This is a genomic window from Oligoflexus sp., assembly GCF_035712445.1.
In the GTDB taxonomy this organism is placed as follows: domain Bacteria; phylum Bdellovibrionota_B; class Oligoflexia; order Oligoflexales; family Oligoflexaceae; genus Oligoflexus.
This window is the reverse complement of the sequence record NZ_DASTAT010000109.1, coordinates 1-15,641: the sequence shown is the minus strand read 5'-3', so window position 1 is coordinate 15,641 and position 15,641 is coordinate 1. Positions and strand designations below refer to the sequence as shown.

The 15,641-nt window shown below is 55.0% G+C and carries 14 protein-coding genes; 7 read left to right on the top strand and 7 right to left on the bottom strand.

Features of this window, described 5'->3' with window-relative positions; genetic code table 11:
* Window positions 1-82 precede the first annotated feature (82 nt).
* Entirely contained in the window at window positions 83-1,378 is a 1,296-nt protein-coding gene (locus VFO10_RS23910) for a hypothetical protein (protein ID WP_325144514.1), read from the top strand.
* Here VFO10_RS23910 and VFO10_RS23905 read toward each other — a convergent pair.
* The 4 genes from VFO10_RS23905 to VFO10_RS23890 all read right to left on the bottom strand — a co-directional run bounded on the left by VFO10_RS23905 (window position 1,363) and on the right by VFO10_RS23890 (window position 4,782).
* Window positions 1,363-2,472, bottom strand: coding sequence for an A/G-specific adenine glycosylase (locus VFO10_RS23905; RefSeq protein WP_325144513.1), 1,110 nt, complete (start codon window positions 2,470-2,472; stop codon window positions 1,363-1,365). The genes VFO10_RS23910 and VFO10_RS23905 overlap by 16 nt on opposite strands.
* A gap of 12 nt (window positions 2,473-2,484) precedes the next feature.
* Window positions 2,485-2,937: a hypothetical protein gene (locus VFO10_RS23900; RefSeq protein ID WP_325144512.1), complete on the bottom strand. Its 453-nt coding sequence runs from the start codon at window positions 2,935-2,937 to the stop codon at window positions 2,485-2,487.
* A 180-nt stretch (window positions 2,938-3,117) separates the two neighbouring features.
* Window positions 3,118-3,906, bottom strand: a complete 789-nt coding sequence (locus VFO10_RS23895) for an enoyl-CoA hydratase-related protein (protein WP_325144511.1) — start codon at window positions 3,904-3,906, stop codon at window positions 3,118-3,120.
* 9 nt (window positions 3,907-3,915) lie between these two features.
* Window positions 3,916-4,782, bottom strand: a complete 867-nt coding sequence (locus VFO10_RS23890; RefSeq protein ID WP_325144510.1) for a 3-hydroxybutyryl-CoA dehydrogenase — start codon at window positions 4,780-4,782, stop codon at window positions 3,916-3,918.
* A gap of 177 nt (window positions 4,783-4,959) precedes the next feature.
* On the opposite strand from VFO10_RS23890, the gene VFO10_RS23885 reads away from it, so the two are divergent.
* The 3 genes from VFO10_RS23885 (at window position 4,960) to folE (ending at window position 8,200) form a co-directional block, all read left to right on the top strand.
* Window positions 4,960-6,198, top strand: a complete 1,239-nt coding sequence (locus VFO10_RS23885) for a chorismate-binding protein (RefSeq protein ID WP_325144509.1) — start codon at window positions 4,960-4,962, stop codon at window positions 6,196-6,198.
* An 80-nt stretch (window positions 6,199-6,278) separates the two neighbouring features.
* Window positions 6,279-7,619 carry a tetratricopeptide repeat protein gene (locus tag VFO10_RS23880; RefSeq protein WP_325144508.1) on the top strand — a complete coding sequence of 447 codons (1,341 nt, stop codon included), beginning with the start codon at window positions 6,279-6,281 and terminating at the stop codon, window positions 7,617-7,619.
* A 2-nt stretch (window positions 7,620-7,621) separates the two neighbouring features.
* A complete protein-coding gene (gene folE / locus VFO10_RS23875) occupies window positions 7,622-8,200 on the top strand; it encodes a GTP cyclohydrolase I FolE (protein WP_325144507.1) in 579 nt (192 codons plus the stop codon).
* On the opposite strand, the gene VFO10_RS23870 is transcribed toward folE, so the two are convergent.
* Window positions 8,168-10,033, bottom strand: a complete 1,866-nt coding sequence (locus VFO10_RS23870; RefSeq protein ID WP_325144506.1) for a hypothetical protein — start codon at window positions 10,031-10,033, stop codon at window positions 8,168-8,170. The genes folE and VFO10_RS23870 overlap by 33 nt on opposite strands.
* Before the next feature lie 145 nt (window positions 10,034-10,178).
* Between VFO10_RS23870 and VFO10_RS23865 the strand changes: the two genes are divergently transcribed.
* The 3 genes from VFO10_RS23865 (at window position 10,179) to VFO10_RS23855 (ending at window position 13,659) form a co-directional block, all read left to right on the top strand.
* Window positions 10,179-11,471 carry a hypothetical protein gene (locus VFO10_RS23865; RefSeq protein WP_325144505.1) on the top strand — a complete coding sequence of 431 codons (1,293 nt, stop codon included), beginning with the start codon at window positions 10,179-10,181 and terminating at the stop codon, window positions 11,469-11,471.
* Window positions 11,472-11,771: 300 nt separating this feature from the next.
* Complete coding sequence (locus VFO10_RS23860) at window positions 11,772-12,653, top strand: flagellin (protein ID WP_325144504.1); 882 nt, start codon at window positions 11,772-11,774, stop codon at window positions 12,651-12,653.
* Between the two features lie 163 nt (window positions 12,654-12,816).
* Window positions 12,817-13,659 carry a hypothetical protein gene (locus VFO10_RS23855; protein WP_325144503.1) on the top strand — a complete coding sequence of 281 codons (843 nt, stop codon included), beginning with the start codon at window positions 12,817-12,819 and terminating at the stop codon, window positions 13,657-13,659.
* On the opposite strand, the gene VFO10_RS23850 is transcribed toward VFO10_RS23855, so the two are convergent.
* Both VFO10_RS23850 and VFO10_RS23845 read right to left on the bottom strand, forming a co-directional pair.
* Complete coding sequence (locus VFO10_RS23850; protein ID WP_325144502.1) at window positions 13,598-14,392, bottom strand: hypothetical protein; 795 nt, start codon at window positions 14,390-14,392, stop codon at window positions 13,598-13,600. The genes VFO10_RS23855 and VFO10_RS23850 overlap by 62 nt on opposite strands.
* A complete protein-coding gene (locus tag VFO10_RS23845; RefSeq protein ID WP_325144501.1) occupies window positions 14,367-15,578 on the bottom strand; it encodes a hypothetical protein in 1,212 nt (403 codons plus the stop codon). The genes VFO10_RS23850 and VFO10_RS23845 overlap by 26 nt, the downstream gene beginning before the upstream one ends.
* Window positions 15,579-15,641: the final 63 nt, after the last annotated feature.

The following is a 15,641-nucleotide window of genomic DNA, read 5'->3' as shown; positions in this document are numbered from 1 at the left end:
AATGAAGAAGGCTGCATCGGTTAATATTTCTTAGCTCACCGCGCGGCACCTCCGGCCGACCTTGAAAAGGTACGGAGGTGCTATGACAGTGCAAAGACATTCTTACCTACTGAAAGTCTCGGCTGGCCTTTTGCTTTTGAATGTGTGGGCCTGTGGTCCAGCGGAAGAGAAAGAGGATACTGCGCTTTCCACAGCTGGAGGCGAAAGTAAAGCTGAAGCGAAGCCTGCTCTTAATGATTATCTTTACAGCGGATGCGTGGCAGCGGATCCGTCGGCATCCTATCCAAAGGAACTGCGGAAAATCGTTGTCATGAGCAATGGAAGCTACGAAGCCGAAACCTTTGGTTTTGAAAGCGAGGATTGCAAAAGCGGTCTGGTGGCAATCATCCGCGGTGAAGGCACAGTAAGCTGGTTGCAAAATTTGGAGCAGAATGAGGCTGGTGTTTTCAGTATGGATTTCACCAGGACTTCGCTGAAGATCCGGGTGATCCAGGCTCGGGAGCTGGACCATTGGAACGGCATACTCACAGCGGAGCCTGTCTGTGATGGCTTCAAAAACAAGATCGGCGATAATGTTGAAACGATCAACATGAGCTGTCTTGCAGCCAATGGTGATTATACACTGAAGCCGGGAACGGGTTGGACGGAAGAGGTGAAGTCGGACGCTGAGACGATGAGCCTCACAGGACTTGCGTTTGGTCACTTTTCCGCTATGAAGGCTTATGATGTCGGTAAAAGTGCGGGTGAAGCCGTTCTGATGAAACCCGCATCTTCGTTTGCTGAGGGTGAAATTTATTCCGTCGGAATTTTTAGCTACAGCAGTATATCGAATAATTCCTACACCGTGGGAACGCAGCTGGCAGGATCATGGGAGGCCTGCTTTGAAGAAAGCCTTATAACCTTCACTTTCAGTGGCAATACCTGGACGCAAAGCGCCAAGGTCGATGTGGGCGCGGATTGCAGCGGTTCGCCAGCCTATACCGTAACCTATTCGGGGACCTATATCGTCCCGGGTGGGCTTGATTATGTGGAAGGCGGCTATAAGATCAATTATGCGAACACTTCAACGAAGTATACGGTGCATACCAGCGCAGCTCTGGATGGACTTTTCAATGGCGTGACAGCGGGCACGACGGCCTTCTGCTCCGGCTATACCTTCACCCTGAACGCTGAAACAACGGTGAACGGAAAGAGCTGCAAGCCGCGTCCTGAAATTGATGATGGGTATCGAACAGTGGGATCCATGAATCTTTACGACATCATCCTGGTCCGGGATAATACCATCACTGATTCCCGTTTTACGGCCGATGGACAGGGTTCATCCGATACGAACCGGCCGTATTTCTTCAACGGGGATCTGGTTTACAGAAAGCTCTGATCATCAAAGAGCGTGGGTTTGGCTTCGAGTTTGAGAAAGAGATGCAGCGCCTTGCGGTCCAGGTTACTGACCAGCTGCGTCTCGGCTTCTTCCAAGGGGACCCAGGTCATGGCCGGGGAATTCCCCTTCCAATCCTTCCGATGAACGAAGGCCTGGATGCGATGTTTGGTGATGCCGTGTTTGATGCTCCCAAACGCTTCCGTTTGAAAATCCCAGCGGCCCGCCTGTTCCCATCGCAGTTCACCGTCCTTTTCCCAGGCGGTCGGCAGCCCGAGAGTTCCACCCAGAAAACGCGCATCCTTGGAACGCTGCACCAGACCGATTTTCCCGTTTTGAAGGAGCAGCCAGAGATGCATCCGCACCTCTTCATACTCCATCGGTTTTTTCGGAGCCGGGGCCAGATTCTGGCTGCCGTTTTTAAAGGCCGCACAGAAATCCTGCACAGGACAGATCGCGCAGCGAGGATTCTGCTTGATGCAGATCGTCTGTCCGAGTTCCATCACACCCTGATTATAATCCGCAGGGGCTGAGGCCGGGATCATGCTGTCACCCATCGCCTGGAATTCTTTTTTCAATTTCTGATCCGGCACCACGCGGCGATCGAGCAGGCGGCAGAAGACGCGCTCGACGTTGCCATCGACCACGGCCTTGGCTTCACCGAAGGCAATGCTGCTGATTGCGGCAGCGGTATAATCGCCGATGCCGGGCAGTTCACGCCATTCCTTGTAGGTGCGCGGCCAATGAAAGGGCTCGCGCGCGGCCAGGACCTGCGCGGCCTCATGCATAAGACGGAAACGTCGGTAATAACCGAGTCCGCGGCATGCAAGGCGCACTTCATCTTCGGTGGCGGCGGCCAGGTTTTTAAGTTGGGGAAAAACGCCGAGGAAACGCTCGTAAGCTGGCAGCACGGCCTGAATGGTGGTCTGCTGCAGCATGATTTCACTGATCCAGATCACATAGGGATCGCCGGATTCAAGAAAGCGCTGACGCCAGGGCAGGGATCTTTTATTTTTTTGGTACCAGGTGACCAGGACGTCCCCGATTCTTGCATCGGGGGCGTTCAGGCGCTGGCCCTTTTTGGACGAAGCTGTCAAAGAATAAAATCCTTAGGCCTTCTTGCTGGCCTTTTTCTTCCGCGCGCCGGTGCTGCTTTTCTTGGCGCTGGCACCGCTCGCTGGCTTTTCAGCTGCGGCTGTGTGAGTGCTGGAGCTGGTCGTGGTCTTGGGTTTCGCCTTGGTCGACTTGTCTTTTCTGTTCAGACGACTCGTGGCTTTCTCGGTGGTCGTCTTCACGCTTTTTTCAAGTTTGTCCAGGTTCACACCGTACTTGGCAGCAGCGATCTTCAGCTCTTTATAATACTTGTCGAAGGCTGGTTCGAGTTTTTTGATTTGCGTGTCAACCAGCTTTTCGAACTCTTTCTTTTTTTCCACCACATTTTTGTTGGTCGCGGCTTTGTTGGCAGCTTCCTTGATTTTGCCGATCAAGACTTCTCCTTCGCGTTCCAGGGTTTTCTGCAGCTTATTCAAATCGACTTGAACTTTATTGAGTATCTCATTCATAACCCATCGTCCTTGTAAAAGAGCCTGTAAATAAGGGCCCCAGAGAATCTGGCTTCACATGTACAGCCTATCCAGCCAAGGAATACAGAAGATCAGATCCGGGAGTCACGGTATCATAAAGGAGCGTTCGGCAAATTTCCAGTTAAAGTCGGCGCTCATGAAGGCGTCACCCCCCAGAGGTCAGCTGGAAAAATTGGCCTTGCGCTTCTCCAAGAAAGCACTCAGTCCTTCCTTGGCTTCCTGGCCGGTGAAGCAGCTTGCAAAAGCTGTGACCTCGGCGGCAAGCCCATGTTCCAAAGGAATCTCGAGCGAGGCCCGGGCCAGCTTTTTGGTTTCCGCCACAGCCAGGGGCGCCGCGCGGCCTAGATTCTTCAAAATCTGGGCAAGGGTCGCATCCAGCTCTTCAGCCGTTGCGACGCTCGAAATAAGACCCAATTGGAAGGCTTCGCGGCCGTTCAATTTACGACCAGCGCATAAAATTTCCAGGGCGAGGGGAAGACCCACACGCCTTGCAAGACGCTGCGTTCCGCCAAATCCTGGGATCAAACCAAGGTCCACTTCTGGCTGGCCGAACAGGGCTTTTTCCGAAGCGACAATGATGTCGCACGCCATGGCCAATTCACAGCCACCACCCAGAGCAAAACCTTGCACGCGCGCTATGGTCAAATAAGGGGCGGCCTCGAATTTTCGGGTCGTGTCCTGACCCAATCTTCCAAACTGCAGGGCTTCCTGAGTCGTCATTTCCCGCATGGCGGCGATGTCCGCGCCAGCCACAAACGCTTTATCACCTGCGCCCGTCAGAACCAGGGCGCGCAGGCCCGCGGTAAGCTCACGGTTGTCCAGAATCAGATTCAGTTCACGCAGCACCTGTGCGTTGAGTGCGTTCAAAACTTTCGGGCGATTGATCGTGACGGTTGCGACATCGCCTTCACGGGACCACAGCAGGGTCTCGAATTGAGCTTGAGTCATGGGCGCTCCTTATTTCTGCGAATAGTTGTAAACACCGCGGCCGGCTTTACGACCCAGATAGCCTGCTTCCACATATTTCACGAGCAGGGGGCTCGGGCGATAGCGTGGATCGCCCAGGCCTTCATGCAGGACTTTGATAATCGCAAGGCAGGTATCAAGGCCAATGAAATCCGCTAAAGTGAGAGGACCCATCGGCTGATTGGTGCCGAGCTTCATGCCCTTGTCGATGTCCTCGGCGGTCGCTATGCCTTCCATCAAAACCGTGAAGGCCTCATTGATCATCGGCATCAGGATGCGATTGATCACGAATCCAGGATAATCCTGCGAGCGGGTCACGTCCTTGTCGAGTCCCTCGGCAAGTTTGACAACCCGGCTGATGGTTTCTTCCGAACTGGTCATCGAGGGAATGACCTCGACCAGCTTCATGATCGGCACGGGATTCATAAAATGCATGCCGATGACTTTATCCGGCCGCCGGGTGGCGGTCGCGAGGCGCGTGATGGGAATGGACGAGGTGTTGCTGGCTAGAACGCAGCGCTCTTGCGTGATTTCATCCAATTCGCGAAAGATTTTCATTTTCAAAGTTTCATTTTCGCTCACGGCTTCGATCACGATATCGGCCTCTTTCAGGCTTTGCATCTGTGTCGAAAACTGGAGGCGGGCGAGCACGGCACTGGCTGTCTCGCTGCCGAGCAGACCCTTGCTTTCGAGTTTGCTGAGGGAGTTGGAAATGCCTTTTTTCGCGCCTTCGAGCTGCGCTTCTTTAATATCAATAAGGGTCACCTGAAGGCCCTTCATGGCGCAAACCTGGGCGATGCCACTGCCCATCTGACCTGAGCCGATCACGCCGACCTTGTCAAATCCTGCAATACTCATAGAAAATCCTATACAAAATGGGGATTCACGAGGGCCTCATGATACTCGGGGCAAGCGAAAATGCAAAGCCGAGCTGAAGCCCGCCACTAAGGCTCTTTTCCCGGCTTTTCCTGCTCGACTTCCGGCTGACTCTTGGGCAAAGTTTCCTCGCTTGAATTCATGGCGGAGGCTCTGCGCATGGCCCTTCAAAAGCGGAAATTCACAGGTTTCGACCTGGGACTCGGGACGATCTGGTCGGCCTTGGATCAGCTCAGTCCTGACCAGAACCTTCTGGTCCTTGGTGGGCGCGGATCACGTCAATCCATGGTGGCCTTGAGCTGGGATGAAGTGCCCTGGGAAAGCTTCCTTCAGGAATCACCATCAGCGCCGCGCCGTTCGCCCGAAAACACATGGACGACAGGCCATCTGGCCGTCGTTGCTTACGATGACGAGGGCGCCGCTTCACGCGCCTTTCGGATGAAGCGGACTCTGATTTTTGATCACGAGACTAAGGACGCTGTGATTTACGAGGAAGATGGTTGGGAGGGCTGCGCCCATCACGTGGACCTGAGCCGCACGAGGCCCGGACCTTCCCCTGAGGATCTTGCGTCACCGCGTTGGCAAAGCAGCTGGACGGATGCTGAATATCAAAATGCTGTCCGCGGGGCTTTGGAGGATATCCGACGCGGCCGCTATTATCAGATCAATCTGCTCCGTTATTGGTCAACCGATGCTGAGATCCCGCGGTCCCGCTGGCTCCAGCAGCTCGCGCACATGGGTGGGCCGTTTTCCGCGTTTTTGGATCTGCCGGATCTTAAGCTGGTGTCCTTCAGCCCCGAGCGTTTTTTCCGCCTGAGCACGGATGAGGCAGGAACACGCATCGAAAGCGAGCCGATCAAAGGCACCCGTCCCGTGTCCCAGGATCCTCGGGAAGATCGTCAGCAGCAGGAAGCGCTCATGGCGAGCAGCAAGGATGCGGCGGAACTCAATATGATCGTCGATCTTCTGCGCAATGATCTTTTCCGCGTTTGTCAAGCATCCAGCGTCAAGGTTTTGGATCCCGGGTCTTTGCACAGCTTTTCCAACGTGCATCATCGCATTGCCCGTATCCAGGGGCTTTTGCGTCCCGGCCTTGCCATGGGCGAGCTTTTGAAAGCCTTATGCCCCGGCGGTTCCATCACAGGCGCTCCGAAACGTGAAGTGATGCTTGCGATTCGCGAAAAAGAATCTCGTCCTCGCGGCCTGTTTATGGGTAATATTGTATATAAAGATGCGTGGACCGGAGTTCTGGATTCCTCGATTCTGATTCGCACGGCGGTGCATCGGAAGCGATGGGAATTCGCAGCCGGCAGCGGCCTTGTGATTCACAGCGATCCGGCCGAGGAATTGGCCGAGATCCTGACCAAAGCACGGGTGATGCCCGGAGTCTTCCTTTAGCGAACGGGGCGTTTTGCTGCTTTCCACAATTCCGGTATACTTATACTTTGATACTGGGCGCAGGCGGCAAGGAGAGTCCCGTGGAAAACAACGAAGAAGTCAACGCGATTATACTGACCAAGCGTGCGGATATTCGCGATGCAGTTCGCCAGGCATTCAAAGCCCAGGGCATCAAGCCCGGCTCCATCGTCTCCACCACCGAGGACAAGGAATGCAGCGAAAAGCTCGAAGAGACCGGCTACTGCATGCTCGTGCTCGATTGGGAATACGGTCCCGATAAAATCAGCGCGATCCTGAGCGGCAATCGCAAGAAGAGCCGCCTGGAATCGCATCCCGTCTTTCTGGTTGCAGCCCATGAAGACGAGAATATCGTATCCATGGCCCGGGAATTTTTCGTTCAGTATGTGGCCATCGGTGAAGTGAACATGGATACGATCCGCACTCAGATCAAAGGCCTCGTGAAGGACTACCAGCATGTTTCGCCGGTGCGGAAAATGCTGATGGCCGTGGAATCCGCGCGGCAGACCGATAACGTGCAGCAGGCGATTGAGATGCTGGAGCGCCTGAGCGAAAAGCAGCCCGACAATCAGCGCGTGGCCGTGGAGCTGGCGGAATGCTACATTCTGCAGAACGATTGGGGCCGGGCGGAAACGCTCTTGAAACGCTACATCAATACCGAGGACTGCTATGCGCGCATCAAGCATCTTTATGCGCGCTGCCGCCTGAAAAACGGCGATCACAACGGCGCGATCGCCTCGCTGAAGGGCGCGCAGCTCATCAGCCCCTATAACGTCGAGCGCCTCATCGAACTCGGGAATATTTTCCTGAAGATCGACAAGCCCGAGGAAGCCGAAGCGACCTTCGAGGAGGTCCTGAGTTTCGCCCCGGGTTCGAAGGAAGCCAAGGTCGGCAAGAGCACGAGCAAGATGCTGATGGGCGAGGTGAACGAGGCGCTTGGTCTTTTGAACGAATTCGCCAGCCCCCGCGAACTGAGTGCGGTGTTCAATACCGCCGCGATTCTCGCCATTCGCCAGAAGCGTTATGATGCGGGCTTTGAGCTTTATCAGAAAGCGCTGCAGATCCTGGCCAAGAAACCGAAACTCGTGTCGCGCATTCTTTACAACATGGGCATCGGCTATGTGAAATTCGGCAAGCCGGACAAGGGCCTCAAGTGCTTTGAAAAATCCGCCGAGGCCGATCCGGAATTCACTGATGCCACGCATAATATCAAGGTTTTGAAGATAGCGACGCAAAGTCCCCAGCCAGCTTCGCCGGTGAGTACGGAAGAGGATCAGCACGAACTTCTGGATGGTCTTGAAGAACGCTTCACCACGACGATGCCGACGATTGATGTTGGCACGGACCAGGAGGATGAAGTACAACTCGATGATGTACTGGCTGACATTGGTAAAGTGGGATAGATATGACACGCAATATGAATGACGCGAAGCATGAGGAAGCCCTGCGGCATCTTCTGCGCGACCTCGGCGAGGATCCGGATCGTGATGGACTGCAGAAAACTCCACATCGCTTTTTGCGCAGTTTTCAATTCCTGACCAGCGGTTATGAAAAGGATGTGCCCAAGATTCTGAAACAGGCTCTTTTCGATGTCGATTTTCAGGATATGGTCATCGTCCGCAATATCGAATTCTATAGCCTCTGCGAACATCACCTTCTGCCTTTTTATGGCAAGGTTCACGTCGGCTATATCCCCACCAAAAAGGTGGTCGGACTGTCGAAGATCCCGCGCGTGGTGGAGGCTTACGCCCGCCGCCTGCAGGTCCAGGAACGCATGACCCGGCAGATCGCCGAGTCCATTCAAACTGTTCTGGAGCCACAGGGCGTGGGCGTGGTGATCGAGGCTTTTCACTTCTGCATGATGATGCGCGGGGTGGAAAAACGCGAGAGCTTCACCACCACCAGCTGCATGCAGGGCGTCTTTCAAAAGAATGAAACACGCCAGGAATTTTTAAATCTGGTGCGCAGTCCGGTCCGTCCCTGATTGATCCTGCTTCACAAGGGGCTTATCGTCCCAGATCAAAGCCATCGCCTGGATGCCCTGCAAAGCGGGCAGTCGGGTGATCTTCATCCCATAACCCTGCAAAAGCTGGATGGCAAGGTGCTGGTGCTGTTCACCGGCCCGCGGCAGCTGCTGGGTTATGGTGTCATCATCATGAGGCCCACGCAAAGAGAGGACGAGGATCATCTTATCATCCCGCTTCTTGCACTGGTAATGCAGGGTGGGGTTGGCCCAGCCGCGTTCACGGGCGAGTTCGATCAAAGCCATCTGACAGTGATATAGGACGGAATGCAGTGTGCTCTGGGGAATATTGAGATGATGCATCTCATGATCGTCCACCAGGTTTTCATACTGCAGCTGCAGATCTTTCTCCTGCATGTGAATCAGGCCCTGGCTATCGACGATCAGCTGATGCAAAGACTTGCTGCCCTTGTCCGCCCCGCCCATGAGGCGATGCCAGTGTTCGGCCAGTTGAACGTTGTCCTTGAGTTGCTGCAGCATGGTTTGGGAAAGGAGCGTGACGTTGATCGCGCTGTTGCTGAGTTCGTGGCTGGATTCGATCAGGGTTCTCACGGTTTTTTCCAGCTCCGACTCACCCTGGGCATCGACCCGCTCGGCCATGGAGCGCACGAGTTTTCGCGGGGAAACCGTCTGCAGTTCCACAGCCCAGCGTTGACCCAGCTCAAAAAGTTTTTGCGCGGGACGCACGAGCTGTTTGGCGGCAAGATGGGAAATATCCTCGCCGAGACTATGAATGTCCTGCAGCTTTTGCAGATGGGCCTGGGCGGAACCATTCATCTGCTGATGCAGCGAACGGGCCTTTTGCATCCAGGCCTGTTCCACCTGCTGATCCATGAGGCGCGCTTCGAGCCCTACGATCTGCTGGGAAAGGCTGTGGCTATGCTGACGGCAGGCCTGCAACTGATCATAATTTTTTCTCACGAGGCGATTCAAACTCTCCTGGATCGAAGGAATGGGATCGGACTCACCGCCGCCTTCATCATCCGCGGATTCCGCCTGCAGATCCTTGGCCCACTGTTTCAAACCAGCGACAGATTTTTTTATCCTGGCATCGCGCTGCTTCAGTTGCCGGATCGCATGACCGAAGGCCAGGACCACCAACGTAAAAGCCACCAGCGTGGCATTGAAGAGCGAGACCGGCTCTTTCTGCAGGACAGCCGGATAAAAGCGCAGAAGCACATGCTGGGAATAAAGAGTCGCCGGACCCGCTTCAAAGACCACACGGGACGGCCGGCCAGAGCGCGGTTCACCGATGCCCAGCTCCAGGCTGCGGAATTTTTCGCGCAGACCATTCATGGAAAAAATCCAGCTTTCCTTCAGCGTCGTGGAAACGAGCAGGAACGCGCGCCGCTCGCCAAAAGAGCCCAGCGGCATCACCCATTCCAGAGTGGGATGCTCACCTGTCATGCGCCACTGAAAAGCGCCCTGGGTCAGGCCTCGATCCTGCAAAGGGCAGTCGGTGCTGAGCAGCACGCCCTGCTCCGAATGCGCGAGGTATTTGCAGTCCTGATCAAGAATGGCCAGCTGATCCGCGCGGCCAGGCGAGACATAACCGCCGAGGATGCGACTGGCGGCACTGTATGCCTGCTCATTCAGATCCTGCGTCAGCACGGGATTGCCCTTCAGCTCGCGGCCCAACTCCATCAGCTGCTGACGCGTCGTTTGCAGGGCCTGCTCATACTGAAAACGGGCCTGCTGAAACTGGCTCTGAATCTGCAGGAGAGGGCTTTGCCCCATCATGATGGCTAAAAGGGGCACAAAAGCCGCAAAGAGAGAAACGAGGGCTCGGGTCACGTTCAGTCTCCGCCAGGAATGAAATTTGTTTTCCTCATGTTACCTTCGGCCCTTGAGAAAGGTCCATGAAAATCCCAAGATCCCGTGGACGATAGCGGCTATCCCCGGTAGGATAGGGGATTCGGACTCCAGCGGGAAACTCTGCATGCGTGCGTCGGAATTCAAAAGCGCTCTTATCGTGACTCTCCTCAGCATGATCCTTCTGCGGCTGGTCTGGATGGATTTGCGATCCTATGTCATCACCTATGCTCCACAAAATCGTTATGCTTTTGATCGCAGCGAGACGAGCGTCAGCTGCCGACGTTCCTTCAGTTTAAGACAGCTGGGGCCGGAAAAACCCACGCAGGGAAGCTGGGAGCGGCCGGGCTGGGCCGATGCGCGACTCTACCAGTCTCTGGTTTTGGCCAGCTGCCGCAATGGTGTGTTTCATGAAGCTGGATTCGTGCGCTATAACCAGGGGCTTTTGATAGCCTGCCTCGTTTTCTGCGTGCTGCTCACCCGCGTGATGGCGAGGTCATGGGTCGTGGGCCTGATCGTGGCCGTGGCTCTGCTCAGTCGCGGACGTTTGATCGCTGCGAATGGACAGATCTCGGGGGATGCGATGATCGCCGTGGGTTTTGCATTCTGGGCCATGTGCATCGGGCATTGGCTGCGCTCCGGATCCTGGTGGGTTTATCTCGTATCCTATGGAATCGTGGCCGCGCTGATGACTTTGGATCCTGGGACCGCGCTCATCGGATTTGCGCCGCCTTTGGTCCTGGCGGCCTGGCGTCCGATTCTGCGGCGCAAGCATGAGCGTGTGCCTGCGCCCGTGGAACCCATCAGTCGTGATGTGAAACTCTGGAAACGCTGGGGCGAGTTTTTGAATCTGTCCCTTGGGCCTGCGCCCGACGCGCCTTTGTCGGGTGGACTCTTTCGGCCTTTGCCGGATGGCATTCGGACCCTCGTGGGTCAGCCTCGCTTTCAGATGGCTTTGAAGAACGTCACCGGTCTTGGCTTCATTATTCTTTTGATCGTCCTGCTCGTGCAGTTCGCTTTACGTAAATATGGTCCCTTGCCGCTGCAAGCTCTCAGCGGAACGGCTGTCCGCATGTGGATTCATGACTTCCTGAGTCCTTTGGATCGGGATTCGGGCCTGGGTATCATGATGATGGTTCTGGCTTTAACATGGCGCTCGCGCTGGCTTCCTTACCTCAGGCCGCTTGTGAACCTCGTGGGGCTGGCGATCATCCTGAGCGCTTTGGGCGCTGGAATCATGGACCTTATTTATCTGCCGCTGCCGGCAGAGAGGCTCTGGCAGGGCACCCGCATCCTTATCCTTTGGGAGCCGGTGCTCATGACCTTGGGCATGCTGGCCTTCTATCAAATGCTTCTGAGCCTGCTCGCCCGCCTGGACCGCATTCCGAGTCTGACCCGCTTCCTTAAGGCGTTAAGATAGAAGACTAATGCCTTTCTTTTTGTGATTCCAAATAAATTTCCTTGTGAATTCATCAGACCCGCTTTTGATGAAAATAGGAAATCCTTTGCCATAATTTTCAAGCTTCCCGATTAAAAAAGCCACTTTTTCAGGCCTCAGGAATCACTGCGGACTTTTTTTGTTTTCTCAATTCCATCAATGCAAGCGTGATGAAAAATCAAGTCGGAATTTGGGGAATCACTCAAAAACATTTTGGTGTCGACGATAGGAGGGTTATGAATTTTCGCAATCATCCACACTGACTTTCTGGAGGTTTTTATCATGGGTTTGCGCATCAAGACCAACGTTCCTTCGCTTACCGCTCAGCGTCGCCTGTCGAACACCACTTCTGACATGCAGTCCAACATGGAAAAGCTGTCGAGTGGCCAACGCATCAATAAGTCGGCTGACGATGCCGCGGGTCTTGCGATCTCGGAAACCATGACCGGCAAAATCCGTTCGATGTCCCAGGCCCAGCGCAACGCCAATGATGGTATCTCGCTGATTCAGGTGGCTGAAGGCAGCATGAACGAGATCAGCAACATCCTGATCCGTATGCGCGAGCTGGCTACGCAGTCCGCTTCCGATACGATTGGCAACCTGGAACGCTCTTACACCAACAAGGAATATACGCAGCTGGTGGACGAGATCGATCGTATTGCCAACACCACAGAGTTCAACGGTTTGAACCTGCTCGGCGGTTCGGATGCCAACAACGGCATCGGCAGTCTCACGATCCATGTCGGTGCGGGTGATGGCCTTGTGGAAAACACCGACACCATCGACATTGACATCGATTCCGTCAAGCTGAACGCCAAAGAGGTCCTTGGTTTGAATTCAGAAGCTGAAATTGGTCCGATGGAAGCGGATGGTGATTTCAGCCGTGAAACAGCCGCTGAAAAACTGACGACGATTGATAACGCGATCAAAACTGTGGCTGGTAACCGTGCAACTCTGGGTGCCAAGCAGTCCCGTCTGACCTCTTCGATCAATAACCTTGGTATTCAGATCGAGAACATGTCTACAAGCCGTAGCCGTATCCGCGATGTTGATTTTGCTGAAGTCACCGCGCAGTTTACGCAGAACCGTATCCTCGGTCAGGCAGGAGCGTCTGTTTTGGCTCAGGCAAGCTCGGTGCCTGAACTGGCCCTCAAACTTCTGTAAGCACAGTAAGCTGTATTGTCTTAGGGCAGTCAGTTGTGATGTTTGTGGAGTGGCAGGGGGGATCTCCTCCCTGTCACCTTCCGCGATTTGCGGCTTCAACTCGGTTGGGACCGGGTGATAGAATGAACCAGCAGTGGAATGGCCTGAAGGAGGCGGAGGATTCATGTCCAAGTTGTTGCTCGTTCTTTTGTGCTGTGTGGCCGTATCGTGTGTTTCGGAAAAGCCTTTGGAAGACGTACCTGCATCTCCGCAAAGCCCGGAAAAGTCCGCGGCGTCGGATACCCCTAAAAATGGCGCTCCCGCAGCCGAGGCTGTGCGTGAAGCTCCCATTCCACACCCCAGCAGTGATTGCCAGAGTCTGCCGGCGGGTATCAAGCTGCCTTACTACATCAGCAGCGCCTCGGTGGTGGTGATCGGTTTTCTGAAAACCTGCCAGACCGAAGACGGGAGCGAAGGATTTCAGCGCGGCAGCAGCTGGACCGCGATGGGATTTCCCTGCACCGCAGGTCGCGGCCGCATCGACAAAAAAGGGGATAACACGCCGAGTGTGGTGACCTTCCACCTGCAGAACTCCTGCCCGATGCAGCCTGGTCGCACCGAGGATGTGGAAGCCGCTGTTCGCCAGAAACTACCGATCCCGGGTGATTCCCGTCTGATTGCGTATTATCCTTTATCCGTCGATTACTGGGAATTCGCTGAAACACCGGAAGCGGATGTCGGCTATCGCCCCGAGATCTACACCCCGGACGCGATCACCCAAAATTGGCAAAAGTTCACGACCAAGGGCGAACCTTTGAAGCTTCGTCTCTATGGTCGGGAAAATGCCTGGGAACCGGGCCGGAAGCTTTATGAAGTGGAAGCGCAGATGGTCCCGGAAGGCCGCAGCAGGTTTCGGCTTCAGGTGAATGCGGCCAAGGTTTTGAGCGAAGATGAAAAAGCGGTGGTCAGAGAGCGTTGCGAGGGCCTGCGCCCGAAAAGAGAATGCGGCCAGGTGTTTGGGCCGTAATGGATTTCTTCGATTTCGTTTTGGATTGCGGCTTGCCCGGAGCCGCTTTTTGCTGCAGCTCCTGCCGCTTTCTTAAACGCTCGATGCCTTTCTGAATGCCCCGATCATCAGGATCGAGTTCCGCAGCTCGAAGCCAGGCTTTCTCGGCCAGCTTCAAATCCCCGGTTTTCAAAAGTATCGTGCCCTTCATTTTATAAAGCCGCGCCGCATTCGGGTAATAGGCCAGAAGCTGATTGACTTCAATCAGAGCGTATTCATAGTCCCGCTTTTTATAGAGTTCCATGATCTTGGCCAGGCCGAGTGAATAGCTGGGGCCCTGTTCGGGGCCATCGGGCGTTCCCACGCCCATCGCGTCTTCGAGCATGGAACGATCACGCTCCTGATCCTGGCTGGGGCCGGGCATGGTCGCGAGCAGCTCACGATCGGTCAGCTGGGGATTTTGGACTTTGATTTTGCCTTCTTCCTGGGGCAGGGAGGTCATCGGTATGCTGATATCATAGTCTTCAGCGCCGTGCGGTATTTCCACGATATATTCCGCCCCGCCTTTGATGGAACGAATGACGAAGCGCTCGCTGGCGGCGTCCTTGCCGATGGGGCGGGTTTGATCGGCAAAGGGATACGAGATCTGGCCTTCGACCAGCGTTTGGTACTGATCACTCGACTGCCGACAGTGGGTCAGCAGCAGGGCCAGGAGCGGCAGAGCCCCCTTACATGTTGTAGCTGACCGCCACATCCGCGCCGACTCCTCCCGAGACTTTCGTGAATTTGCCATCCAAAAGAATATTGGCCGGGCCCACCAGGATCAAAGATGTATTCACTGAAAAGCGCCGCCCTAAGTAGGTATCAAGGCCCGTGCGCAGCGTCGGAGCCATGTAGCCCGAAGCCAGATGAAGTCCAAGGGCCACGTTCACGCCGTAACGCACATCATTGTATGATTCGAGCGTACCCAGAAAATTGTGAGCATAGAGCGCGAAGAGCCCCAGCGAATTGGTGAAGGGCGTGGCCTTGCGTTCGGTGGGCTCCGTGCTGGCGCTGGCCGTGGGTTCAGGACCTTCGGAAGGATAATCACTGAGCAGGGCGCTGGCCGCCATGTTCAGCGTCAGCAGCAGGCCGAATTCGTTGCGCCTGTTATCGAATTTCTCGGTGCCCCGCACGTGCAGGGTCAGAACGCTTTTTTCGCGAGCATCGGCCTCCACATTCGGGATGGAACCACCACCGAAGCCGATCAGGTAACGGAAATCCGGCTTATATTCATCACCCGTGCGGGCCGCTTCGATCTGGCTGTAATCGACGGCGAGCTTCTGAAAACGGGTCTTCAGGGTTTCGCTGTTATAGGTGCGGGTCCAGACCATTTCCTTGTTACTGCTTTCAAAGATCTGCAGTGCCAGCACCATATGCGTGGTGTGATAGACCAGCACCACATCCATGAAGTTTTCGATGCCGAGCTGATTGGCCGCTCGATTCATATCATCCGTATTGGTCGTAGGCGAGCTGATCAGAAGTTTATCATCGACGATGCGGGTGTTTTTCGTTTTGCAGGGAAGGCAGCTGATCATGCGGATCTTCGAGTTTTCCCGGATGCGCTCGGCGACCAGAAGCTCCACATAGTTTTCATAGGTGCGGGGCAGGGTTTCACTGACCGAGACCTTGCGGATGGAAAGATTCTTCAGACCCGATATTTGCCCGCTCTTCACATCATAGGCGAATTCATTCAAGAGCTCGTCGAGCACTTCATGGAAGAGGCGAATCTGTTTGGGGCTGGCTTCCTTGAGGCGTTCCGCTTCCTGCATCTGCTTTTTTTGAAAAGCTGCGCTCTCATCGTCGACCGCATAGGGTCGGGATGGTTTGGGGGCGTCCGCGGCTGAGAGCCTCGCGATGATGAGCAGACTTCCCAGAAGGAGTCTGAAGACAAAACCCATGGGGCCGGGCCTCCGGGGGTGATGGAATACGCCTATCACCTTCCATTATAGTCGAGGCGCCAT

Coding starts and splice junctions, on each gene's coding strand:
- VFO10_RS23910 (WP_325144514.1), top strand. CDS start 83: ATGACAGTGCAAAGACATTCTTACCTACTGAAAGTCTCGGCTGGCCTT.
- VFO10_RS23900 (WP_325144512.1), bottom strand. CDS start 2,937: ATGAATGAGATACTCAATAAAGTTCAAGTCGATTTGAATAAGCTGCAG.
- VFO10_RS23895 (WP_325144511.1), bottom strand. CDS start 3,906: ATGACTCAAGCTCAATTCGAGACCCTGCTGTGGTCCCGTGAAGGCGAT.
- VFO10_RS23890 (WP_325144510.1), bottom strand. CDS start 4,782: ATGAGTATTGCAGGATTTGACAAGGTCGGCGTGATCGGCTCAGGTCAG.
- VFO10_RS23885 (WP_325144509.1), top strand. CDS start 4,960: ATGGCCCTTCAAAAGCGGAAATTCACAGGTTTCGACCTGGGACTCGGG.
- folE (WP_325144507.1), top strand. CDS start 7,622: ATGACACGCAATATGAATGACGCGAAGCATGAGGAAGCCCTGCGGCAT.
- VFO10_RS23865 (WP_325144505.1), top strand. CDS start 10,179: ATGCGTGCGTCGGAATTCAAAAGCGCTCTTATCGTGACTCTCCTCAGC.
- VFO10_RS23860 (WP_325144504.1), top strand. CDS start 11,772: ATGGGTTTGCGCATCAAGACCAACGTTCCTTCGCTTACCGCTCAGCGT.
- VFO10_RS23855 (WP_325144503.1), top strand. CDS start 12,817: ATGTCCAAGTTGTTGCTCGTTCTTTTGTGCTGTGTGGCCGTATCGTGT.
- VFO10_RS23850 (WP_325144502.1), bottom strand. CDS start 14,392: ATGTGGCGGTCAGCTACAACATGTAAGGGGGCTCTGCCGCTCCTGGCC.
- VFO10_RS23845 (WP_325144501.1), bottom strand. CDS start 15,578: ATGGGTTTTGTCTTCAGACTCCTTCTGGGAAGTCTGCTCATCATCGCG.